The 26198-nt window shown below is 34.3% G+C and carries 18 protein-coding genes; 5 read left to right on the top strand and 13 right to left on the bottom strand.

Going from position 1 to position 26198, the window contains the following annotated elements; all coding sequences use genetic code 11:
- Window positions 1–395: 395 nt before the first annotated feature.
- A complete protein-coding gene (locus CC92_RS0114920) occupies window positions 396–1373 on the bottom strand; it encodes a phosphotransferase family protein (RefSeq protein ID WP_029505101.1) in 978 nt (325 codons plus the stop codon).
- A 744-nt stretch (window positions 1374–2117) separates the two neighbouring features.
- Between CC92_RS0114920 and CC92_RS0114925 the strand changes: the two genes are divergently transcribed.
- On the top strand, window positions 2118–2690 hold the full coding sequence (locus CC92_RS0114925; protein ID WP_029505102.1) for a manganese efflux pump MntP family protein: 573 nt from the start codon (window positions 2118–2120) through the stop codon (window positions 2688–2690).
- Window positions 2691–2821: 131 nt separating this feature from the next.
- On the opposite strand, the gene CC92_RS0114930 is transcribed toward CC92_RS0114925, so the two are convergent.
- From CC92_RS0114930 to CC92_RS0114955, 6 genes are all read right to left on the bottom strand, one after another.
- Complete coding sequence (locus tag CC92_RS0114930; RefSeq protein WP_051650928.1) at window positions 2822–4195, bottom strand: methyl-accepting chemotaxis protein; 1374 nt, start codon at window positions 4193–4195, stop codon at window positions 2822–2824.
- A gap of 640 nt (window positions 4196–4835) precedes the next feature.
- The gene (locus tag CC92_RS0114935; protein WP_029505104.1) at window positions 4836–5636 is read right to left on the bottom strand and encodes an ABC transporter permease subunit; all 801 of its coding nucleotides are present in this window, start codon (window positions 5634–5636) and stop codon (window positions 4836–4838) included.
- Window positions 5629–6522, bottom strand: coding sequence for an ABC transporter ATP-binding protein (locus tag CC92_RS0114940; protein ID WP_029505105.1), 894 nt, complete (start codon window positions 6520–6522; stop codon window positions 5629–5631). The genes CC92_RS0114935 and CC92_RS0114940 overlap by 8 nt, the downstream gene beginning before the upstream one ends.
- The gene (locus tag CC92_RS0114945; RefSeq protein WP_029505106.1) at window positions 6509–7141 is read right to left on the bottom strand and encodes a TetR/AcrR family transcriptional regulator; all 633 of its coding nucleotides are present in this window, start codon (window positions 7139–7141) and stop codon (window positions 6509–6511) included. The genes CC92_RS0114940 and CC92_RS0114945 overlap by 14 nt, the downstream gene beginning before the upstream one ends.
- Before the next feature lie 336 nt (window positions 7142–7477).
- On the bottom strand, window positions 7478–9589 hold the full coding sequence (locus CC92_RS0114950; RefSeq protein ID WP_051650929.1) for a HelD family protein: 2112 nt from the start codon (window positions 9587–9589) through the stop codon (window positions 7478–7480).
- 821 nt (window positions 9590–10410) lie between these two features.
- On the bottom strand, window positions 10411–11112 hold the full coding sequence (locus tag CC92_RS0114955) for a ThuA domain-containing protein (RefSeq protein WP_029505108.1): 702 nt from the start codon (window positions 11110–11112) through the stop codon (window positions 10411–10413).
- Window positions 11113–11361: 249 nt separating this feature from the next.
- On the opposite strand from CC92_RS0114955, the gene CC92_RS0114960 reads away from it, so the two are divergent.
- Both CC92_RS0114960 and CC92_RS0114965 read left to right on the top strand, forming a co-directional pair.
- Complete coding sequence (locus CC92_RS0114960; RefSeq protein WP_029505109.1) at window positions 11362–12552, top strand: aldo/keto reductase; 1191 nt, start codon at window positions 11362–11364, stop codon at window positions 12550–12552.
- A 164-nt stretch (window positions 12553–12716) separates the two neighbouring features.
- Window positions 12717–13295 (top strand): GNAT family N-acetyltransferase, encoded by a 579-nt coding sequence (locus tag CC92_RS0114965; RefSeq protein ID WP_029505110.1) that lies wholly within the window; start codon window positions 12717–12719, stop codon window positions 13293–13295.
- 230 nt (window positions 13296–13525) lie between these two features.
- On the opposite strand, the gene CC92_RS0114970 is transcribed toward CC92_RS0114965, so the two are convergent.
- From CC92_RS0114970 to CC92_RS0114980, 3 genes are all read right to left on the bottom strand, one after another.
- Entirely contained in the window at window positions 13526–14452 is a 927-nt protein-coding gene (locus CC92_RS0114970) for a hypothetical protein (protein ID WP_029505111.1), read from the bottom strand.
- Between the two features lie 104 nt (window positions 14453–14556).
- Window positions 14557–15804, bottom strand: coding sequence for an acyl-CoA reductase (locus CC92_RS0114975; RefSeq protein ID WP_029505112.1), 1248 nt, complete (start codon window positions 15802–15804; stop codon window positions 14557–14559).
- The gene (locus CC92_RS0114980) at window positions 15801–16943 is read right to left on the bottom strand and encodes an acyl-protein synthetase (protein WP_051650930.1); all 1143 of its coding nucleotides are present in this window, start codon (window positions 16941–16943) and stop codon (window positions 15801–15803) included. The genes CC92_RS0114975 and CC92_RS0114980 overlap by 4 nt, the downstream gene beginning before the upstream one ends.
- Window positions 16944–17262: 319 nt before the next feature.
- Here CC92_RS0114980 and CC92_RS0114985 point away from each other — a divergent pair, with 319 nt between their 5' ends.
- Window positions 17263–17697, top strand: a complete 435-nt coding sequence (locus CC92_RS0114985) for a hypothetical protein (protein WP_029505114.1) — start codon at window positions 17263–17265, stop codon at window positions 17695–17697.
- Window positions 17698–17735: 38 nt separating this feature from the next.
- Window positions 17736–18407 carry a hypothetical protein gene (locus CC92_RS0114990; RefSeq protein WP_029505115.1) on the top strand — a complete coding sequence of 224 codons (672 nt, stop codon included), beginning with the start codon at window positions 17736–17738 and terminating at the stop codon, window positions 18405–18407.
- Window positions 18408–18585: 178 nt separating this feature from the next.
- Here CC92_RS0114990 and CC92_RS0114995 read toward each other — a convergent pair whose 3' ends face one another.
- The 3 genes from CC92_RS0114995 to CC92_RS21815 form a co-directional block, all read right to left on the bottom strand.
- A complete protein-coding gene (locus CC92_RS0114995) occupies window positions 18586–20826 on the bottom strand; it encodes a glycosyl hydrolase 115 family protein (protein ID WP_051650931.1) in 2241 nt (746 codons plus the stop codon).
- A gap of 366 nt (window positions 20827–21192) precedes the next feature.
- A complete protein-coding gene (locus CC92_RS0115000) occupies window positions 21193–23154 on the bottom strand; it encodes an LlaJI family restriction endonuclease (protein WP_051650932.1) in 1962 nt (653 codons plus the stop codon).
- 14 nt (window positions 23155–23168) lie between these two features.
- Window positions 23169–26198, bottom strand: a complete 3030-nt coding sequence (locus CC92_RS21815) for an AAA family ATPase (protein ID WP_051650933.1) — start codon at window positions 26196–26198, stop codon at window positions 23169–23171.

Genomic DNA, 26198 nt, shown 5'->3' on the forward strand with positions numbered 1-26198 from the left:
AGGACTATTTTATTACTTTTTTAAAGGGGATTATATGAAAATAAAAAAGAAAATCAAATCACTAAGATTCGTTGAAAAGATTTCGATATTATTAATGATACTAATTATTATAGTTTATTTTACATGTAGTATAAATTTTGTACAAATATGTAGTATTATCTTTTTGGCTATACTAATTTTATCCTTATTTTTAGAAATGATAAATAAGATAACTCCTAACGAAATTAAATTCAATAACTTTTTTATAATAATACTTTCATTAGTGTATATAGCCTCTATTATCTATATAAAACAAAGATAATATTAACTTTACTTTCTTTATTTTTATTTAACCTTTTTAGATTGCTCTCTTGAATTACTCTTTTATCTAATAGCTCTTTTATTGTATTCACTCTTTATTTTATTAACGCTTTTAATCTTTCAAGCTCAATTTTTAAAGTATCTATCATCCAATTGTACTGCCAATCACTATCATACAAACGATAATCACACTCAACAATCATAACAATACAGCGATATAAGCGGTAAATCGTACAACGAATCTTTTCATTTTTTGTAAATTCTTCTTTCCCATAGGACTCTAGAAAAATCTTCGAAGGCTCGCTAAAACTTGAGAAGGCATCTTCCATTAAGATATCACCATAAAATGCCCTCTCAAAGTCAATGATCCCAGATATTTTACCCTCTTGAACAAATATATTTCCATCCCATAAATCCCAGTGAACTAACCTCGGTGTGATTACTTCATCAAATAGCTCCTCACAGGATGTTAGAAGTTCCCAAAGGTCATCGTAAGAAATATGTACTAGATTTCTCCCTTTTCTTTTACCGTCCTTGATTAACATATCGAATAAGGAAAGTATGAACTCTCTACATGTTGCAAAACGAGAGGATGTTTTCCCAATAAGACCAAAATAAGTGCCTTTTATACTGTTTATCTGTTTGTTATATCGCCCAAGTTCTTGTAAGATGGATTTGTTTTGATCATCAGAAAGCTCTTTTTTCAAGTTATTGTAGGTCACACCTAATGATTTTGACATGAAAAAGTAAGAGGAATTACAGATCATCTTACTATCATCAAAAAAGAGTACTTTAGGGGTGGGAACATTTGTATACTTCTCCATTAATCCCATCACAGCAACCTCAGTCTCTAGTATTCTTTCTTCATATGACATCATCTCAACTTGATCGGATGGGGCAATCTTAAGTATTACATCTTCCTCTATCAAAGGAACTAGATATACAACGTTACAAAACCCACCATCTAATTCTACAATCTCCCTGTCAAAGCATATCTTATCTTTACCAAAAGCTTTTTCTGTCATCTGATACAATACTTCTTTACATTGTCTGTTTTTCGTAATTGCGTTCATGAATTTTAACATCCTTTCGTGGCGGTATCTGGGTGGGTAAAACATACTATTTTTCAGCTCGTTCCATAGTTATCATATCAATAGACAATATAATATGAAATAGAGATTCTTATACTTTTATATGTCAAAAATGGTGCAGTCGTTCATTTTATCATTGTCATTTATTTACATTTCGGTTATACTAAAACTAGTTTGTAGAATTGCAAACAAATTTTGTAGGAAAGGACTGTTCCGTTTATTATTATAAAGATGAATTCGAAGAGGCTTATATTTTTATAGACAGCCAAAAAGCAAATTATTGTCATTACCAGTACCCACCGTAATTTATACATACCACTAATTTTGATCTTCCATATCCCTAATAATTAAAATTGGTGAATATAACAGAGTTGTTTCTTGAAAATTATCCACATCAGCTGTTTACAATGAAATCAGGCATTATAAAGTTTACCTCTCAGAGTTGTATTTCCTATCTTCTCAGAGCTGCTTTTCCTATCTTTAACTTGACAATTATGTTTTCATTCGATAAGATATAACTACTGGTAAGGGAGTAGTTAGCACAAACTGTGTAGTATAGTCAACACAATGATAGATTCTATCTGGCTATACTTTGAATAGCGAGACTTATCTGTGGCAATACCACAGATAGGTCTCTTTTTTGTTGTAAAAGGGATGACTTCCTTCCTTTTCACGACTACTCTAACATTGCCAAACATACGATGATGAAAAAGAAGGAGTAAGATTATGTCATTTTTCACTTTATTCACACTTGCAATTGGTCTTGCCATGGATGCATTTGCTGTCTCTGTCTGTAAAGGACTCGCATTGAAAAAAATGTCCTTAAAAAAAGCATTCATTACTGGAGCTTATTTTGGACTCTTTCAGGCTGGAATGCCTGTAATCGGATACTTTTTAGGTATCTCCTTTCGTGATTATATCACCTCGATTGATCACTGGATTTCCTTTGGGCTTTTAGTATTTCTAGGTATCAAGATGATCAGGGAAGCATTAAAAAATGAAGCATGTAGTACCAATGATTCTGTTGCATTTCGTGTAATGATTGTTCTTGCAGTAGCTACAAGTATTGATGCTCTCGCTGTTGGTATTACTTTTGCATTTCTTAATGTAAATCTAGTGGTTGCTGTTAGCTTAATTGGCATCGTAACATTCCTTCTATCCATGATTGGTGTTAGACTTGGCCATATTTTTGGAGCTCGTTATAAGCGTGCAGCAGAGTGTCTTGGTGGTGGTGTACTTATCCTATTAGGTTTTAAGATACTCCTTGAACACCTTGGGATACTAAGTCAAATATTTTAGAAAAAAGGTATGAACCTATCCAGATTTCTGGAAGTAGTTCATACCTTTTGTATATAGCTCTATATCCAGTAATGGAGCAATGATTAAGCATACCCCAAACTTGACTCAGAGCCTATATAATTAAATATTTGTTATACAATCTGCTTTAATTTCTCCATCTCGTGTAATAATTTTTGGAGTGTAGCAGACGCTTCTTCGTAATAATGAACTGCCTGTGCACGATTCTGTCGATCAATTTCTTGTATACATTTCACTGCAATTGTATGAAGCTCTTCATGGTATTTCTTCACCTGTAAAAATGATGGATGATTTAATATCTTTTCATCGTTAAGACTGCTACACCATTTACCAAGTTTACAATCCTTAGGATTATTAATTTTATCAATCTGAAGAGTTTCATACTTACTAATCGCATTGTAAAGTCTCCACGTAAATACCATATGATCAACTTCAAATACACGCAAGTATTCTTTCGTTGTTAACCCCATTGCATTGCGAACAAGACTACCTCTTATCTTATCTGTACCACGAACAAGCTCGAATAAGTATTTTCCAGCGTTGTTACATTGACCTTGCATCTCCTCATATGAATCCGAAAGTGTATCAATGGAAGTAACGAATGTACTCGCCGTCTCCTCTTGATTCTGAATAAAATTATAGATACTGCTAATTTCATCATTAATCGTATTCATCTGATTCTTTAAAGTCTCAATACTATTAACAGAACGTTCTACAATTTGATTCCCGTTCTCGAGTTTTTGTGTCGTTTTATGGATCGTTGCTACTAATTCTTCTGTATTTACTTGGAGTTCCTTAACATAACGCATAATATCAGCTGCAGATTCCGTTGTACTTTCAGATAAAACCTTTACTTCACCAGCAACAACTGCAAAACCTTTTCCAGCTTCTCCAGCTCTAGCTGCCTCAATAGAAGCATTTAATGCTAAAAGGTTACTTTGCTGCGCAACTTTTTTTACTAAATCAATAATTTCATGGATTTTCATTGTTTTAGATTGAAATGTCTGTACCATATCATTGATCGTTCGTATCTCTTCTGTTGACTGGTTTACTACTTCAATACTTTTTGTCATATTCTGTGCACTATCTACCGAAGTAACCACAGCTTCGTCTACAAACTGTTTAATATCTTCCACTACATTTGAAATATTCGAAATGGAATCTCCTAGTTCCTTACTTGAGTTCCTTAGTCCTTCGATTGAATTACTCTGGCTCAATACAGTTTCGAGCATCTCCTTCATTATCGAGTTGTTCGTTGCCTCTTCCATGGAATCGTTCATTCGTAGCACATCGTGGTTTCCTCTACTTCTAAGACTACTAATCATGGCATTGATTTGTTGTACTAATTCCACATCGAAAAATCCATCTTCCTCAATCTTATTGATTTCACCATTACTTACTTTTGAAAGCTCCTCTAACAGTTTAGCACGCTCTGCTGGAACTTTTGCGGTAGTACTTTTTTTTGAGCGAAATAAGCTATTACTCATAATACCTTCTCCTCCCTGAAAACTATGTAAATACAACCATATTGTATCAAATAAAACAAAAAATTACTATATATTTTTTTAAATTCAGCGCTTTTATTCCCTATAATACAGATTTCTTGCCATTTCAACTGGAATTATTTTCTATCTTCATCATGATCTTCTATTTTATTACATATAGTAGCAATTACATACTTTTTTAAACCATATTTTTTTATATTTTGCAACTTGATTATGGTTATTTTTGCTATTTACACCTAGATAATACCATTTATATTGTTATATATCAAGGTTGTTGGCACTAATTTTCTACAAATTCCCATTGTTTCTTTGTTATTTGTTCCATCTCTTAAAATCCATTCAGCTAATCTATATATTTAATGGAATATCGCATAAAAAATCTGTACTTTATAAGACCTTTTACCTATATTATTTTATATTTCAATTCACTTTTATCTCTCCCGCATGATTTTAAACATCTTTGACATGAATTAGTTTTAACAGAATAGCACTTATTATTTTAGTAACTGATCCTTACACATAGATAAGATTTAGCATGATAGTTAATCAATTATAATAAAAATAGAGCACTATCCAAAAACTAGGATAGTACCCTACAAATCACATACAACTCATATTCCGTCTATATAGATAGATCTCTTCTTGAAAAATATCGTATTCCAATTCCATATAAAATAATTCCAATTCCATATAAAATCAGAATCCCAATATAAGCACTAGTTTCTCCCGTAATGATTCCACTTGTATCAAATAATGTTAAAGGTGTTGCATATTTAAATTTATCTGCCTTGTCTGAAACTTGTGATATCATTTTTATAAGTACAAACACAACGCACAAAGAAGCACCGATAGCATATGGATACTTAGAATCACTGAATAGGCAGGTAGAACAATAGCAGATTCCACTAAAGCATAGAAAAACGCCAAATAAACCAATATTTAAAATTATAAATCTACCTATATCAAGATCCCCAGGAAATAAAATAGCACTAGTAGTAATACATAATACAGTTACATAAACCGCCAGTATAAAACACCCTATGATTAGAAATATGGCTTCCGTAAATGCTACTGTGCTGCGTTTTGTCGGCGTAGCTAAAAGATATGCCATAGAACCTCTCTCAATGTATCGTGCCATAATACGATTAGATACTAGTATAATGAATATCAATGGAAAAAAGATAAATATCATACCATATAAATAACTTGCAAGAAAGTCAATTAACGTGTCAGCAACACTCGTCATACCAAAGGCAGAAAATATCTGTGGCATACTCTCAGCCATAGCTCGTAAACTTTCTCCAAGTTTTGGATCAAACATCGCAACAACCATAGAGCCATACATCGTAAGTACTGCAAGAAAGATTAGTACAATCTTATAATTTGACTTTGTTTCCCGCAAAAATAGTGTCTTACTAATCATTGTTTTTACCTCCATAAAAAGTCATAAACAGTTCTTCTAAAGATTGAGTTTTTACGTTAAGATCTAAAATCTCATATGTAGCAAGTGATTTTATAAATTGATCTGTAGAACTGCTCATACTGATCGTAATTACATTTTCGGAAACTTCAGCTTCCTTATAAGATGTATTTTCAAGAAATTGTGTTGCCATTTCTCTCGAAGCAAAGGTTATCTCGTATACCTTCTTTCTATTATGCTTTAATTTTTCAATCTGAGCATCTTCCATAATCTTTCCTTCTTTTATAATAACTGCTCTATCACATGTCTTTTCAACCTCTTCAAATAAATGAGAAGACATTAAAATTGTAGCTCCTCTTTTCTTTTCTTCTAAAATTAAATCGACAAATTTGTTTTGCATCAAGGGGTCTAAACCACTCGTAGGTTCGTCTAGAATTAAAATGTCCGGTTGATTCATAAAGGCACAAACTATACCTATCTTTTGCTTCATCCCCTTCGACATTTTTTTAATTTTTCCTTTGGGATCAAGTTCAAAATAACTCATTAGATTCTCTGCATAAGAAAAATCCTTCATTTTCTTCATCTTTGCGATAAAATGTAGAAACTCTAATCCCGTCATGTCATCCATAAAGGTGATTTCTCCAGGTAAATACCCTAAGCTTTTTTGAATCGTGCTTGCTTGTTCAAAGCAATCCATTCCTAGGATAGAAACCTTTCCCTCATCAGGATGCAAAAAACCCATTAGCTGGCGTATGGTAGTCGTTTTGCCTGCACCATTTGGTCCGAGAAACCCGACAACTTCCCCTTTATTAACAAAAAAAGATACGTCAAATACCCCTTTCTGGTTACCATAGTCTTTCGTAATATGGTCAACTTCAATTACTTTCATTTAAATACTCCTCCTTGTATGCAATCTTTCGAAAAACCTGTGACCATCGCTTAAAATCAGCCATAATATCCTCAATTATAAGACACTTACCTTGCATCTTTTTCTCAAGCACATAACCCTCAGACATCCAAGTAAGCATTCTAGTCAGATATTCAGGAGAGATATCCTCACGAAACTTATTCAAGTTGATATTTTTAAAATACACGGAATAAATCGTACCCGTCTCTTTCGAAATGTCTTTCTGTAATTCTGGCGACACATTCTCTTTATCCCCGAAGATACACTTCATAGTAAAATCCATTAGATACGGATTTTTTTCTATTATCGCACACTTTTTATAAGATGCATACTCCAATAATTCAAAGAAATCATCAATTTCCTGAAATTTTTCATCTAAAATCTGTTTACGCATAACATCCATTGTATAATGGAATACATGAAGATATAAATTCTTCTTATTTTTAAAATAATAAAACAATAATCCTTTCGAGATTCCTGCCTTCGATGCTATGTCATCGGTAACTGCATGTTTATATTCATTCTTCGCAAAAACCTCCATGGCAGCATTGATTACCTTTAACTGTTTTTCCTCTGGAAGCTCCATAAATTTCTCGTTCAACTACTCCCCCCCCCTTTTCCTAACCGATTTAGTCAATTTCAGTATATAGAATTGACTATTTTTTTCAACCCCCTCTTTATAATATTTTTACGTCTTACTATTTATTTACAAGTAATCTAAGATAGGTTCTAGAGAAATAACCTATAACCAATGTAAAAAAGCATAAGGATCTTAATTCTTCTAAAATTAAATGCTTCTAGAATGTGAATCATTCAGCTTTTTAGAAAATCCTTATGCCTTTTTTACTTATCATAGTTTTAAGAATTATAAGCTCAGTTCTATCGCTGTTCTTTTAAATAAGCTTATTTACCAACTGCTAAGCTTTCAAGTATTATCTTATAATAATTCCGATAGTCTGTTTTGATAAACTATCGTTAGCTCATGCAAAGCTCTTGTTGCAGCTACATAAAGTAGTTTTGCATTCGCATCATTCTTCTCATAGCTGTTTTGATCTGGATTCCATAACAGAACCGTATCGAACTCCAAACCTTTGGTTAATTGTATTGGAAGTACCATGATACCTTTTGAAAATACAGCGTTTTCTAAGCTACCTTCCATTACTTTTCTGTGCTTTCCGAGTAGTCTACTTACCTTTTCTGTGCTTTCACTATCCTTACAGATAACAGCAATGGTATCGTACCCATTTTCCTGCCAAGTCTTTATAATGTTTACTGCACTTGATACCAGCTCCGATTCCTTACTTACTTGATGCTTTGCAACCGTAGCTCCATGTCGAATAATCGGCTCTACTTGATACGTAGGAAACGTGCAATGAGATAAGATACTGGTCGCATAATTAGAGATCTCTATTGTATTTCGATAACTTTTCGCTAATACACCAAAGGTATCTCTTTCCTTATTAAATACCTCTTGTTTTAAATCTTCCCAATCATTCATACCAGAATCATAATTAATATTCTGAGAAACATCACCCATTACAGTAAAGGTACAGCGTGGAAGCACATATCGTAAAACTCCGAATACCATAGAGCCATAGTCCTGAGCTTCATCCACTACAACATGCTTTGCATCTTCTAACTCCTCTGTGAGTACCATGCGTCGCTTAATATACAAAAGAGCAGCTAAATCATAAACATCTACTTCTTTTTTGGAAATGCTTAAGATACAGTCCTGTATACCAAGTTGTTCCTCTCCTTCGGTTATTGAAAGCATCGACTGTAGAAATTCTTGATAGAGTGTGATAATCGAATACTTCCACTTCTTCGGCCCATAATAATTATTAAATTGTTTGATAGCTGCTTTTCTTTCTTCTTTTTCATACTCATAGTCTCTACCAGTAAAGTAGTTCTTTATTTTATTAAGAGCTCTTTCATTTAACATTGTGATTTTCGCATGCGTTGACCACCTTTTATTGTTTTTCATGAAATCATCAAATGCTTCTTCCGAGAAAAGAACTTCATCTCCATATACCACTGTTTTTCTTGGAATCATGTCAATCTCTCTCTGGCATAAATATGCATCTAACTCCTTAAGAAACGATAATGATCCTTTTCTTTCAGCAAACTTTCTATATTCTTTTTTATTTTTTTGATTATGTGATATAACCTTATACTTATCATTAATAATCTCTTCTTCTAATAAGTGAAGACAAAACTGTTCTAACGTCATCTGATTAATTCCATAAACATCCAGGTCAGGTAATACACTTGTGATATAATCCAGTAAGATTCGGTTACTACCTATAATAAAAAACTCCTTTGGTCGAAACTTCTCCTGGTAGTTATACAGAATATAGGAAATTCGATGCATCGCAACCGTAGTCTTACCACTCCCTGCTACTCCTTGTACAACAACATTATGAAAAGGGGATTGTCTTATAATATCATTTTGTTCCTTTTGTATCGTTGCAATAATTTCACCTAACACTGCTTCTTTATTCTTTGCTAGATACTTCGTTAATAGCTCATCATTAGCAACAACTTCGGAGTCATAGAAATCAAATAACTTATCCTTTTCAACCTCGTAAGTTCGCTTCAGATTTAGAGTGATGTCCCTGTACTCCCCTTCAGGTACTCTATAGTTACATTCACCAACCTCACTTTCGTAGTAAACACTAGAAATCGGAGCTCTCCAGTCGACAACTTCAATCTCCGTAGAACTTTTCATAACACCGTGTTTTCCTAAATATAAGGAGCTCTTTTTGTTATCTTCATGATCCAGATAATCAATTCGACCAAAATAAGGCTTCTGAAGTGCCTTTCGATTTTTATTCAGTGCTCTCTTTATACTTCCATGCATGGTCATTGTATTCGATAATTCCGTATAAATCTCTGGACTATCATCATGGTAATGATCATACATCTCTTTGATATCACCAGCAAGAATCGCTTCTTGATTTGCATATTTCTCAATATTTTGTTCGATTACGTTCACACATTCTTTTAAATGATGCTCTTCATACTCTCTGCTATAACAATCTATCTCCATCATTCCTCCATTCTGCGCACGGGTTTTGCGCATGGGGCTGTACAAAATAGTACTGTAACAGCCCTGTTTCTTCATCCATCTACAACTCAAACGCAACGTTTTTCGAATATTTTGTACACTGATTTCCTTTCTGTACAAAATTCTATCAGAAAAAAAAAATAATACTAGACTTATAATTTAAGATGTGGTAAGATAGATAATGTAGTATAGCTAAAAATCAGAAATTGCTTAAGTTTTATTTGATTAAATTACATACTGCAAATTCTGACTAGGATATTAAAAGCTTGCAACTTGTGTTGCAGGCTTATTTTTATAGTTTTGGAATTTTGTATTTTTATATTAAAGTGTTTCCATTTCTTTATTCTTACATAACAAATTGTTTATCAGCAATAATGTTTTGGTTTTTTGGGGTGTTTTGGATATCTTGGGTGTTTTGGATATCTTGGGTGTTTTGGATATCTTGGATGTCTTGGATGTTTGGGATGTTTTAAAGAGATTAGACGGCATGCTGTATCTCATATCTTATTTAGACAGAATGCTGTAGATCCTATTTAATTTAGACATCATGCTGTAGATCCTATCTTTTAGAAAGCATACTGTATCACATTCTAAATAAGATTGGAAATCTCCTCGAGCTTTTCCTTGTCAGAATTAAAATAGGTGTAGTCGCAAAATAAAGAAATAATAAAACCTATGGTTAAACTTCATAAAAAATAATATTTAAATCTGAAAAAGGTACCTTGATTAGTTTAAAGACAATCACGATACCTTTTTTCACACTATTAATTTACTTATACTAGTTTTCATAGTTCACACTTTATTTACAGTGCGACATACTCAGATACCTTAGGTAGTTTTCTGGTTGGTGTTGCCCAGTGACAAGCATTCTGAATGATTTTTCTAACTTGAGGGTGGTAAAAGGAAGGATTGGTTTCATGTCCTGGTTGGAAGAAAAATATCTTCCCATTTCCTCTAGTAAACGTACATCCGCTACGACATACTTCACCGCTACTAAACCAACCTATGAAGATGATATCATCTGGCTTTGGAATATCCATAAATTCACCATAAGTTTCTTCTACTTCTAATACAAATCTGTCATCTACTCCTTGCGCAATCGGGTGAGTCGGATTACAACAAATCACATGTTCTTTATCATCATGATGATAACGGAACGTACAGGTGGTTCCCATCAAAGAGGTGAAAGCTTTACAACCAATTGCGGAATGAAGTACTATAAATCCCATCCCACGAAGTACATGGTTTTGTACTCGTTTTGCTATCTCATCTGGAAACTCATGATTTCCCCCATGTGACCAGTAGATGAGGACATCTGTCTTTTCTAGAATATCTTCTGTCAAACCACATTCCTCATCATATAAACAACCTATGGTAAGTAGATTGGTCTCCTCCATCTCTAGCACAATATCTCGAAGAACTCCGCCTATACCATTAGGATATACCTCTAATACCTCTGGTTTTCTTCTTTCATCTCTACCTTCATTAAAAATAGTTATATTCATATACTTCCTATCCGTAGTTTTCTTTATGCTGCCTTATTAATCCTACCCTTTTGTTACTAAAGAGTAACAAGGAGGAAAGCATGATTCTTAAATATTTTATTATTAATAAATAATTTTTTAGAATCCTCTACGGCTCTCCTTTCTTTGATCTCCTCAAATCGCTTGTACTGTCTTCCTTCCTATGTTAAAATTATCGGCAAGAATACGTTACCAAGTTAGGTACGATACTTACCAAATGGGGAGGTCACTATGAATTACAGAAATCCAAATCAGACCGATTCCCTCTCTATCTTAGGCTTTGGTTGCTTACGTTTCCCTAAAAAGGGAAAAGCCATCGATATGGAGGAAACGGAACGAGAAATACTATATGCAATTGAACATGGTATTAATTACTTTGATACCGCTTATATTTACTCTGGCAGTGAAGAAGCTCTCGGGACAATATTCCAAAAACATAACTGTCGTGAAAAAGTAATGATAGCTACAAAGTTACCACATTATCTGATTAAAAAGTCTGGCGATATCGACCGCTTTTTTGATGAACAGTTAAAGCGTCTAAAAACTAATTATATCGATTATTACTTGATGCATATGCTTCCTGACGTTAATGTATGGAACCGCCTTATAGAACTAGGGATTCTAGACTGGCTAGAGTCGAAGAAACAGGCAGGTATTATTAAGCGGATTGGGTTTTCTTATCATGGAAATACCACAGCATTTCAAGAATTACTTGATGCATATCCATGGGACTTCTGTCAGATACAGTATAATTATATGGATGAACATAGTCAAGCCGGTGTTGCAGGACTAAAAAAAGCGGCAAGTAAAAACATCCCTGTCATTATTATGGAACCCCTTCGTGGAGGTCGCCTTGTTAACAATCTGCCAAAGAAGGCTCTGGACTTATTTGCAAAAGCAGATCCAAAACGCAGCCCTGCCGAATGGGCACTTCGTTGGCTATGGAATCAGGCGGAAGTCAGTGTTGTATTATCTGGAATGAATTCTATGGAAATGTTAAAGGAAAATATTCGAATTGCTTCTAGCTCTTCTGTTGGCGAACTTGGAGAAAAGGAAATGCACCTTTATGATCAGGTAAAGAAAGCACTGAATGATAAAATCAAAGTTCCTTGTACTGGTTGCGGCTATTGCTTACCTTGTCCAAAGGGAGTCGATATACCTGGTGTCTTTCGTTGTTATAATGTAAGTTACGCAGAAAGCTATAAAAAAGCTTTCAAAGAATATATAATGTGTACCACCATGCGAGATAAAAAAAGTAATGCTTCGCTTTGTGTACAATGTGGAAAATGTGAAACTCACTGTCCACAAACAATTGAAATCCGTAAGCAACTTAAAAATGTTACAAGACGTTTTGAGCACCCTGTTTATAAGGTTGTTAGTGCCGTTATTAAAAAGAGATTTCAAGGAAAACCAAAGAAATGATACTACTTGTAATAGATTGTTTGTGGGTAACGGTATAGCTTTGGCTATGCCGCTTCTCCGTTTGCAGATATGGTGATAAAATCAAATCAGAATCAGCATTATACCAAGGATAATCAAAGTAAACTGAGATTTCGTTGAAAAAGATAATGAAAGGAGAAAAAGATATGCTTAATGTTTATGAGAATGTACCCAAATTTGAAAATGAAAATTTTTTATTAAGAATGGTATCAAATTCTGATATTGATAGTTTACTTAAGGTTTATTCAGATAAAAAATCGCTTCCTTTTTTCAACAGCGATAACTGTCACGGAGATACCTTCTATTATGATACTATGGAAAAAATGGAGAAAGCGATTGAGTTTTGGCTGTACTCCTATCAAGAAAAATATTTTGTCAGATGGAGTATTATTGATAAAAGTACGAATAAAGCAATTGGTACAATAGAACTCTTCCATCGAGATGCAAACGACTATTTTACCAATACGGGATTACTCCGCTTGGATTTAGCAAGTGATTATGAGAAAGAATCTATCATTGAAGATATTCTTAATCTTATCATTTCTGATACATATGAGCTTTTTTATTGCGATAAAATTGCAACAAAAGCAATCTCAACTGCAATTGAACGTATACAGGCATTAAGAAATTGTGGTTTTATATCAACAGATAACGTTCTAATTGGCGGAGATGGAACAAAATATCATTCTTACTATGTGTTAGAACGAAAACTTATTAATGATTGAAGTTCTCAATCTTGATATAATACGTAATAAAGAAATTAAATTAGCAGAGCATTTTATGCCCTGCTAATTTAATTTCATTTTCAACCATATGTTGTGACAGAGCCAAATTAAAAACATGTTAGCTTGATATTAGGAAATGAAATTACGAAAGGAAAAGTGCACAGTTATGATAGCACCCATACGTTTAATTTTCTAAAGAAAATCATTAGTAATCTATAATATTTCCTTAATTATTTCTTCTCCTTCGATCTCTTATCACTAATCATCATCATATGCTCTTCTGTAATCAAAGTCACACCATTTTCTTTCGCCCAATCAATACAACCTTGTAACGCTGATTTTAAAAATATACGTGGTACTCTTACTAACTTCTGACACGCTTCTTTAGTAAACTTTATCTCCGCATCCATGCGATTTGCTGCATATATAACAGAAGTTATATCCGCTTCTTTTCCAGCAGGAATCTTTACTGCCTTCGGACGGCGAAACTTTGTATACCAAAAATTCGTAGAATCACGATATCCATAATCTACCGGAACTTTTGGAAATGCAGATGCTTTTACCCCATCAATAATTGCATCATATTGTTTTTGCTTCATCAGGATTTTATCAATTCTCAGGATAAAATGCGCTCCAAATTTACTTGTTATCCCATTAAAATTCCGATAAGGAGGATCAACTCCCTCTAACTGTCCAACCTTTTTGCAATCTTCCCTTGCGCCTTCTAAATCAGAAAGCCAAGTACACTCAAACACCTGATATGCCTTTGAAATGACAAGAGGACGTTTGGTTTCACCTTCCCCTGTAAGACCTTCTTCAAGGGAAAACTTGCAGTCTGCCATCTTTTCTGTAGCAGTTTCACCTGGGAATCCTAATCTAACAGCTTCTCTAAAATCTTCTATGCTATCTTCAATAAAATTCAAAGCACATGTCCCATTTCTTAAGATATTTTGAGCTGTATTTGAAGAATTCCTACACTCTAAGAGCATCGCATAATACTCTCTTCCAGCGATATAGTATGGAAAACATAGAGAGTATGCTCCAATGGATGTTTTCCCATCTTCCGCTAAAGTACTTACTAAAACGGTCGGCATTGGAAAAAATGCTGACGTTTGGTAAAAATTGTCCACAATTCGTAAATCCTGAAACGAACTCATCGTAAATCCTCCTTACTAAAACATTCTGAATAAGGAAAAGTACGCTTCCTATGCTTCACTAAACAGAGAAGAAATGTGATTTGTATCCTTTCCCATATCGAAGATTAAGATAAAACTCTTCCATTCACAATTCTTACGTACCTTCTTAGTGGATATTCTCCATCGTGAGTTTCAAGTACATCCATATAGGACATGTATTTAGGAACTGTGACTTTGGTCGCTCCTGCCAGGAAAAAATAATTCGATAATTCATTCCATTCTTTCTCCTGACAAACCAAACCAACTGTCTGTAAGTACCCTTTGTTCTTGTGCAATTTCTCTATGATGTCAGTTCTCTTAAGCCCTCTAACCCACATATTTGCATGGGTATAGGATGAGGTTAGTTCTGCATCTGGTAACGCTTTTAAACTACAATGTTTTCCTCTGTATAATTTCCCTTTTGTCTCAGTTAATTCCTCATGATACAGTAAAATTGAAATCTGTGCTCTCGTTCCTATTGCAGGAGGTTCTTCTTTTGCTACAGCATTTTCTAGGATTGGTAAAAATCGCTCACAAAAGCTTTCCAATTCCTCTATCACATCCGTATCAAGATAAATTCCCTGACAAGAACTGCAAAGTAATTGCTTTGTAGTTACTATATGAGTTGCAAGCTCCATTAAGACCTGATCTGTAATTGCTTCCTTTGTTAGATAAGTAAAGCTCTTTCTATGTCCCCATTCAATCAATCTGGTATCAACAGAAGCTAAGTTTCTTACTGACTTTATAGTTTCATCTCCACCCCAGACAACAATGCCATTTGCCATCTTCGCCATCATTTTTAACTCTTCTAAATGACTTGACGGAGTATCAAATACATAGATATAATCTTTGATCTTTGGTTCTACACGAATTAACTCTTGCAATAACCTAACGGTCAGTCCTGAATCAGCTGCAGGTAATTTAACGATATTGATATTCCCTGCTAGAAGTCCCTCTATTACACTATAAGCAGGCAACCCCTCCATATTGCCAGCAGCGATATGAAACAATACCCCCAAGGGCATGATCTGATGGGATGTCTCTGGAAGACATTCCCCGACGGCTGCTCCAAGCTCTATTCTAATTTTACTAACTAAACACTCTGCCGATAACATTTGCGCAGCCTTTGCAATCTGTTCCTCCGTTAAAAACTCTCCCAGTAGTTCTTGATAATCCCCAGAAATAATACGCTTTGACAACTGATGGCAAGCCATAATTACTACTTTAGAAGGTAAGAGTCCTCGCTTTAGCGTTGAGAGAATTTTAGGATATAAGTCTTTCAATGCTTGTTTTGTCTGACTAGACTCTAGTAATTCACCACCATATAGTATCATTTTTTCCTACCTCCTAGCAGTTCTTCTGCTCCTTGCGTACAGGTATGGATGTCACGAAGCCCAGCTCTGCCAATAACTTCAAAGTAAGGTGCTAAATTTCCACAACCGCATTCAGCCCCATCATACAACACACCTAAATCATCTGTCATTACACTCGTTAAAGGCATACTTTCCATTAAAGGCGTAAGAAAATTTAGAATTCCCACCTTCCCATTTGCCACAGGTAACAAGGTGTCAACATCTCTTACAATAACACGACTATAGATTGGTACATGAAAATGATGATTTTTACAGTCACAGTATAACATCGGGTGCTCTACCGCTCCATAAAACTCACGAATATTCTCTTCTTCTATACCAAGCGTTAAAAAAAGTTTTTGATAAAGGACATCCTTTTCTACTCGCTCAGAATAAAACTGTTTCCATCCTCCTCCAAGAATTACTTTGGAGCCTTTCGGTAATATGATTCGTCTCTTTCGTTTCTCTAATTCATTTGCTAAGAATAGAGCATAAGCAGGAAAGCCTAGGATACGAACAGGATTTGACTGTTTACTAAACTTAACTAACGCTTTCATCATACCTTTTATATTAAGCTCATAATTACCATTCACATATTGTAGCGCATAGACTCTTTCCTTCGCCGGTGCTAAATAAGTTGCCCCAAGCGCAGTCTTTGCTGTTACTGCTTGATTTTCTTTGTTTGGCTGATATCCAAGAATGATATAATTCGTCGGTTTCGAGGATAAGAGCTTATGGTACTTGGCAATTCGATACACCATATGTGCTCCGAAATATAACCCTTTTGCATCATATCCGATCTGACTTTTCGACCCGCTTGTTCCTGAGGAAGTTGCTTTTATCACCATCTTCTTACAAGGTAGGGAAGCTATCTTTTGCTTTTTATAATATAACGTAGGAAGAGGCGGTATTCTATGTAAGTCCTCTATGGATTGAATATCCGCATACGCTATTCCCTGTTTTATTAATATCTGCGCATAGCGTTTACAGTGCTGATTATGAAACGCCAAATTATCTCTTATGGCCGCAACAAAAAGCTTTTCTGTTCCCTCTAAATCATATATTTTTCTTGACTGATATAACTTTTGTAGGTTACTTATAGTTATCTCCTCCTCACCTATGGGTTGGTTCTTTTTTGACTTTGGCTTTCAGTACCTATAACAATCCTCCTAAGAACATCTGTTGTTATCTACCTATTCAGCTCGATATTAATTTTGTGGGTTAATATTTTTAAATTAATTATTTCTAATACATTCGCATTACGTAAATCTTTTCCTTGATTATCCATATTATAACAGATATACTATAGGAAAAGCAAAATAATCTATAATAAAAATGAGAAAGTGGCTATTACATTTACCATTCTAGCTAAGGAGTAAGTTTGTTTACGCTTTTACCGCAATTGTTATCATTGTAGTTAAACATAATTGGAGGAGAACCATGGAGGATAATACGAATAAGACAAAATATGTATGCTTAACTTGTGGACGCTCTTTAAAGAGTGCAACTTCAATATGTCCTTGTGGCGGACGCGCAACAAGACGTCCTAGACCAGAATATGAAATATTAGAAGAAGAAAACCAGAAACTAAAAACAAATTGGAAGTATCGTAAAATACTACCAAGTCTTATTATCCTTGTTTTTGTTTCTGAATTACTAGGATATGTACTTATATCAAAGAATATTTCTCTAGGTTTCATTGCTATGATCATTGGGCCTCTATTGTTAGTAGGTTATGCAATAGCGGGCCTTTATTATAATTGTTGTCCTTATTGCGGACGTTTCCTTTATAGGACTCTTTTAAGTGAAGTTTATTGTCCATACTGTGGAAAAAGAATAAAACCAACAGAAAAGACCAGTGAGCATATTAAATGATTTTACTAAACAATAATTTTTTAAAAGGGGTTAGAACTATGAAGAATCAAAAGAAACTGTTTATCCTATCAATTGCTTCCTATCTTTTATTTAGCCTAAGTTGTTTCCTTACAATCTGCTTAAGTTCGTCTATTCCTTATCTGTTAATTGGTGCTCTCTCGTGTTTATTTATCGCTGCACTTTTTCATCTTTTGGGTAAGAAAGGTCGCCATAATAACTTTTACTTTGTTAGTATTGTTTTAACAAATCTGATAAGCGGAGTTTCTGTCGGATGTTATCTATACCTCGAAGAACATAAGTTATCCCTACTGGAATTTCTGATTTCATTAGGTATCTTTCTATTATTATGTACAGTATTATTGGTTCTTCATATGAAAGTTGTCGCAAAACGTAACGCTATGATATTATCATGCGGTGCCCTTTTAGTAGCCTTTATTCCATGCATCTATCTATGGGTGTCCAACGGCATATATCTTTATGCTTTCCTTAGCTTTTCCTTAATTATGAACTTTTTTTATAACTTATCTTATGTGCTGCAACATAAAGAAAACTCTACTCTTCTTCGGGACTTTTCCTTTGGTAGCTTCGGAGCATTTTTTATAGTTACTTATTTGGTTCTTGTTTTAATTACAGATGGTGATGCCTTAGAATTGCTTGATAGCGTTGATGTTTCTACAAATAGTAAGAATAAGAATACTATCTCGATGTAGAAATAGAATTTACATTTACGTTATGCAAAGAGCCCAAATAGAATTATTTCTATCTGGGCCTTTTAATCCTTTATGTTTTTATTAGTAAACATCTAAAGGGGCTTTATAAACTTCTGGTTAATAATCTCTGTGTTTATTATCTTCTATTTATTATCTTCTGTTTATTATCTTTTGCTTATTATCTTCTATTCATTCCCCACTGTTTAATGCCTTCTGTATAACACCCTCTGTTCCTACCATTTTTCTTTCCAATCTTATCTTTCATACAATCAAATAATTCTTCGTCTGTTAGATGATTTTCCATATTCGTAATTAACACAACTCTACGATCCTCTTCCTTATACAAAACTTCACGTTGCCACTTATAAAAATGTGGACCATCCCCAAGATTTCTTAGATAACCCATCACATGCCGAAGCACATACGCTGTTTGCTTTACATCGCAAAGACAGTCATTTGCATAAAACCCGTTCCATTTTCCATGCTCTCTTGCTCGAAGATTATCATTTGCACTTTGAAATTTCTCCGCTGCCAATCCCATGTGAAAAAATGCCTCTTTTAGCTCTCCTTTTTCATAACAATGAAACCCATCACAAAAGGAAATAGAACCCTCTATACATAACAAATGAAACTTTACTTGTAGCCAGATGCTATCCAGTACTAATGTTTCTGCTGAGTTATCTCTGCTAAATGTCTCGATTGCATTATCCTCCGATACATCTGATGATATCTCTGATTCAGAAGGCTGATTCTTGTTAATACCTATTAATGATAAGTCATTTACTATTGCTTCACATTTAGCAAATAGTCTCTGAAATTTACTCTTCGCTTCTTGCATTCGAGATTGAAACCAGGAGACTTGATTTGAGATTGTAAGTGTCTTCTCATCTCCAAGATTTAACCAAAGTAGCCCTTTTACAGGCGATATTTTTTCGCTAGAAATCCTTTCACTTGAAATCATTTCGCCTTTCATTATATGATGCGCAAATTGTCTGACTGTATAGTTATAGAACTGTTCTCCTGCATGCTCATCCTCCTGTTCACCAAAAGGTACCATACATTCTGCGTATTCCGAAAAGCACTCTGCAATTTCTTCCACGTGGGTACCATAATATCTATTTACATACTGAATTCTATGTTCCTTCGCATCGATTACACCATCCATCCAAAGCTTACTAATACAGTCCAGTGGATAAACGTGTGGTTTGATATTAGAACAATTCACGATGAGAAACTCATTTACACCCGAGTGAAATGCATTCTCTAACTCGTTCCCAACAAATTCCATAGAATTCGGAAACATTGTCATGTGATTTGCAGCTTGTAAATCATAGAAGGAAACATGATAGTAGATTCCATGAGTAAAGCCTTCCGACTCCTTCTTATCCTTACTTGGTAAAGAACACACCCTAGGATTGTTATTCCCCTGTCTTCTTGAGACCATCTTCCCGTAACCATTATCCGCCCACACCTTAATAATACCTTCCGGTAAGTCTAACATACCCTCTTGATATAACTCCATAATTTCACCGTAGAGGTTTGTACAACATACTGGATCCTTAACTCTTTCACAAACCATCTGATATTGTAACTTTATTAAGGAACTAATTAATTCTCCTCTTTGCTTAGGTGTCGCATACTTAGGATCATTTTTCCAGAAGGGAAGATCTCCTTGCCCACGAAAACCAAGATTCCAGATAACCTTATCCTCTAGCTGCCCCTCGATACCATCTCTCCAAAGCTTTTGAAATAAATCCGGATGCTCATCATAAGAAGGATTTCGATGTGGATATGCTCTTGCAAACATCTCTGCGCCCAAAGGTTCTGCATGGTGATGTGTAATCCATAATCCCATATCGGATGCAAGTTTACGATAGGTCTTTGAGTTGGAATCCGTACCCGGTATTACCATATTACCGCCCAAGCGTAGCAACGCTTCCATCGCCATCTCCCATGCATAGGAAAGACTTCCTTCTACCTTCCATGTGGAGAGTAAGACCTCGTCGTTAATAAACCAGCCACGATATTTAACTTTTGCTTTCTTAGAGGTAATTTTTTCTCGATCTGTTAATACAGTTGCGGATGATTTCTTCGTAAATACTTGATCGTTCCAGAACCAAAAAGGTGTTACACCAAGTGCATTCTCACTTATGTAGTTTAGAGCGTAGATAAAACCTAGCGCATCTGATGCCTTTACCATAATCGAGTTATCTAGTTCACCATAGATTTGAAAACTCTCCGCCTCCCCTTCTTCCGTAGATAGAACGAGATTCATTCCGAGTTCACTGGAATTACAAAGAGTATGTTCCATGTCACGATAGAATCGTTTGATTGCAAGTTTTACTGGTGTTGTAAGCATGTTGTTTTCTAAATTACTGGTATCAATCTTTGTATTTTTATTTATGTAATAGGTACTCATGCTGGCTTCTCCAATCTTATGTAGATAAGGTTATTTTATACTATTTGAGGAGTGATGGGAAGATGGAAAAACCGCCCTTGCATTAGTTTTTGTTAATGGAGGGCGGTGGATTCAAACTGAGCTTATAAAATATTTTTTCTTAGTTATGATTACGGTAGTTCTTTTTTAATTTTTCTACAACTTCAATGTCAGCTAGAAGTCATTGAACATTTTCAATTTCTTCAATGTCTTGATATTCAATGTATGCACCTATATGCTCCTTATTGTTTGTAAGAATATAGTACCTTTGAGTTCATATTGAATAATGTATCATCTTTAATTAGTCTTTTAAAATATCTTTTTCTTCCAATCAAAATCTCCTTTACTTTACAAGAACACTTCACGAACTAGTTCCATTATCTTACCTGTCAACTTATCTATGCTATTACCTTCCGCCATAAAATTAATGCTTCCTATACCTTTAAAGCATTTTTCCAAAACCACTTTTACAACAGTGTCATCTCTTAACTCTTGCTCTGATAATTCTTTAATTGCACTTTCTATTTTCAAAGCTAGATCCGCTATCTGATCACATCTAGAATAAGAGTTGTCAATTTCCTCAGCAGCCATAATTCCATTAAATTTTTCATATGGATCAAATCCATAAAAGTTTTCAATTGCTACAGGACAAATCACATCGTAAATAATTTTTGCACCTATTTCTCTTTTTATCTGTTTAGGATAGATAAGTTTGCCGCGGTCTTCTTTCATTTCAAGTTTTTCTTCTGCCACACGGCTGAATTGATTTATTCGCTTTAAATAAGTCATCATTCTATTTGTGAAATTTTGGCTTAAAACTTTCTTTTGTCCAACTTGAGGAATGTATTTTGATACATTTTCAATTTTTCTATTTGCAAGATAAATATCATACATTTCATCGGCAGACAACTTTACAACAGCAATGTTTTCAAGGTTCTTATCTCCCAAAGTATGGAGCATTTTCATTTCTACGTAACCATAATCTGGTTCGGCTTCTTCCTGTGGACAGAAGAACATGTTCTGAACATACTTGTATCCCTGCTTCGTAATAAAATCATCGTATGCTAGCTGATATAGATATTGTTTTGTTATATCTCCTACACCTGGCTGACCAGTCACTTTCCACCCAGCTGATTGGGGAACAAAGTCTATTCTATAATATTTAGCATCATATATCCCAAAACAATAATCCATATGCTCGTTACACGGATATATACAAATAAGATCCGGTCTTAATGTATCTACATTGCTATCAGATACCAGTGGATTTTTCCTATGCCATACCGGCCTATCTATAATACTTCTTAAAGTGTCATTCTTTTTTAATTCATACTCCGGCGAAACCCCTAACGGAAGTTTCCGAATTTTCTCGTCCAAAACACTTCCAAAATTATCCGCGCATACTTTTTCCCATACCAAATTAAAATTGTTCGTTCCATATAAGCTAAAACTTATGTCATCTCGATCCGTTTTGTCATTTGCAATGTATGTATATAATGTCTTTAATAAATTTTGCTTTCGTGTAACATATTGAACCTGAATCTCACGTTGTAATCGGTATAAGATATAATCTACATCAACAAAATCCACCAAAGGACAATCAGTAAGTTCCACGCCTGCAATATCGAAAAGCTGCAATAACCCCGTATTTTTTAGTTCTGCGCTACACTGTGTTAACACACACTCATGTAGCTGTTTAAAAAAATCCATATCGTTATCAACTACATTCTGCGTTTGAAGTTCAACATAATACGGTCTATTATTCTGTATCACCGCAAAAGTCTCATCGATTGTCCTGTTCCAGAGTATTTCGCCATCTCCATTAGTTTCAATAATTTCATGTTGGTTTGTGTATATTCCATACATAAAATATTCTTCTAATAGATGCAAAGAAACGGCTAATCGGTTGAAAATTTTATTATCATCTTCTCCGTTATAAAGATGCACTAATTGTTCATTGGAATTGTATTTTTTAATAACCCGAAGAACTTTTTTCAATTCATGAATAGGCTCTTTTGTTGATAAAATATATTTTGGATAACACTTAAATACATGACCTTCTAAAAGAACCACTCCAACATAATCAAAAACATATTCAACTTCAGTTGCATTTTCCGTAACATCTGTTAACACAATATCAAGATTAGATAAATCTTCAAATTCAGGTTTAGATTTTTTAACTGCTTTAACTACACCATATTTTTTCAATATTCCAACAAGGCGTCTAGTTTCTTCAATATTTTCGCCAAGCTCTTTGGAAATCGAATGTAATGTATAATGTTTTAATTCACGAAAGAAACCTTTCGCCATGTGGTATCACCTCTTTACTCTTCTGCATTATTTGATTTAGCCTCAGGTAAATCTATATCAAAAATCCTTTCGCCATCTTCTTCAAAGGCTCTACAGATTTCCGAAAAAATCATTTTTCCATTTTTATTTGCATGACCCTTGAAAATCATCTGAGGTTTCATTTTCATAACATCTTCAAAGAGATACATAATCAGCTTACCTTCAAATGCTTTTATGAATAAATTTTCTGAATCTTGATTATTTAAAGCATTTTCCAACAAATCTTTTGACAAAAAGAATGGTCCCAGAAGCTTATCTTCATTAATCTTACATTCATCCGTAAGAATCTCATTAATGGATTTTCGCAGTTGATTCCAATAAATATATTTTCTGGAATCTCCTAATCCAACCGGAATAATATAGTCCTTAACTTTATCGTCCGAATCATCAATACCAATATACTGAAAATGCCATCTTCTCTTAAATGCTGTATCCATTGGATATACGCCTTGATCAGCACTATTCATAGTTGCCCAAATAAACATATTATTCGGAATTTGAATCATCTTATAATTATCTGAATTGCCACCAAGTACTTCTGCTAAATATTTACGGATATCTTCTGTTGTTTGAATTTCGTATTCACTAACCCCATCTCCGTCACGATCCAAAAGCTGAAAAATATCCCCAAATACAGCAGCTACCTTAGCTCGATTTATTTCTTCTACTAATAACAAATGTGGTTGTGGATTATCTGTTCTCCCACTTCGCACGGCATCGACATATACCCTCATAAATGGTCCCGGAACAAACTTATATCGAATATCTCCATTTGCATCCGAGACCGGTTTATATGTACCAACAAACTGCGAATATGTATAATCCGGATGAAAAGTTACACGTTCTAAAGTTCCTTGCGTACCTTCTAAAAGTTCTTTGGAATCCTCTTTTAATGTAAAACTCTTACCTGTTCCCGGTGCGCCAAACACAATTCTATTTCGCTCGTATTTTGTATTAAGACTTGTGTTATACACAAGTGGGATGAATTCTTCCATTTCTTCGACACTCCCTTCTTCCTCTCTGTCTGTGAGATCATAATAATATTTATCATACAGATACAATAAATTTTCATCATCATTTAACTCATAACAGGAAGTCATATGACCTGCTGACTTATTTGGCATTTTTTCTTCTGCGCCAAAACAGTTATGCCATATCCCAACCTTACGGTGTGACATTGCTTTGTCTGCATCAAAATAATACGGTCCAATTCCATCCACCAAAGCCACCGGAGTATCTCCATCCATTGCAACGAATACTGTGCCTGGATTACTTTTAAAAAATGTAACTAATTCTCCAGCTTTTCGTGAAGCCAACTGAGGATTATCTGTATAATATAACCCTTGCAAGCGTTCACTAATAGCCTTTCTATTTACATCATTTCCAATGACAAACTCATTGAGATCACCTACTGAATCCCAACCAATTGCAATTAGACCATTCTTTCTCCATTCCTGTGCATAATTTAATTCGCGATCCGATGTGCTAAGTCTACAAAATTTCTTTAGACCTCCAAATTTATCATAATAAGCTTCAAAGAAATGACGGTACTCAAGATTTGCTATTCTTCTGATCATTGAAATCTGACCGCTTTTTCCATAATAACATTCACTTGGCTTAACCTTTAATCCATATAATATATGTTTCTGCCAATCTTGAGAGTGATATGCAGAAAGCTTGTCTGGATAAAGAAGGCAAAAATATTTATGTACCCATCCCATTGTGGCATATTTCCCGATCTCTCTGTTTAACACTTCATCCAATTTTTCGTAATCAGTAAGGCTGTCCAATGATGAAGCTCCAATAAATTCAGCTCCTTTTATTAAAGCATCTCGAATTGTCTTTCCTATTTCTAGTGCTTTTTCATTCGATAACTCCTCAGGCTTTGTTGGGCTACCACTAATCCAGATACCATCTTCTTTCCGTTGGAATAGTCCAAACTTATATGCTGAGCCTCCAGCAATACCACCTCCAAACAATCTAGATTGTTGATTGAATTCAAGCCAATAGCATAGGCTGTCATTCGTACTGTCAGATGAATAAAAAAGTTTAGTAAGCAATTCAAAATCTGGTATTGTCATCAGTTTTTCTATTGAAAATCTTGATCTAAACTCATTATAAAATTGTTTAATTTCGTCTTCACTTTCTTCAAATGTAAATCCACTTTCAAGGATATGGTCTTTAATTATTTTTGCAGCTCTCTGATATTCATCATTAGCAACAATTGTGCTAAAGGAATACTCCTGATCGATATCCATGTATGTTTGATATGTTCGTTTATTCTCATTGAAACTTAAATTAATATCTGGAATCCATCTTCCCTTATAAGTCAAAATTTCAAATAAATCTGCTTCATTATCTCTTGTCAAACTCTCATGGTGAATTGCAATTGAACCATTATCATTTTCTTTAACACAACCAGACCAACACAATACTTTTACCATTTCTCGCACTTGCCTTTTACATTGTTTCCAATAATATCCTTTTTGCTCAAGTTCTTCATCTGACAAAAATTCAACTATTTTTCCACTTGTTCTATCTTCCACGATAGCATCCACTAGGCTAATCATATTTGGCTCAATTTTTTTTGCAATTTTTTCATTAAAGAAAATATACTCTGCTATTTCTTCATTTGTAAGATAGGCATTTGTTGGATCAACCATATTTAGTATATATAATAATTGCAATATAACTCTCATTGGAGCAATTGTTATTCCATCCTCAACTGCTTGATTAAGTGATTCGGATGTTCTAGGATTTGGAAACTGAAATTTCTTGATAAAATTTAGTACTACTCTTCTAATATTGCCACTTTCGCATTCTTTAGCACAATTACTATTTATTGTAAGATTAAAATAAAACCCCAAAGTGTTCATGTTATTGTTTGCATTTTTATCGTAAGAGGCACTTGGTACACAATCATTTGCGAAACATCTTCCAGCCTCTCGTAAAAATGTTTCCAAATTAGATATTCTCAAATCATTAGTAAATAAATAATGAAACAT

This window comes from Lachnoclostridium phytofermentans (assembly GCF_000733755.1).
Classification (GTDB): domain Bacteria; phylum Bacillota; class Clostridia; order Lachnospirales; family Lachnospiraceae; genus Lachnoclostridium; species Lachnoclostridium phytofermentans_A.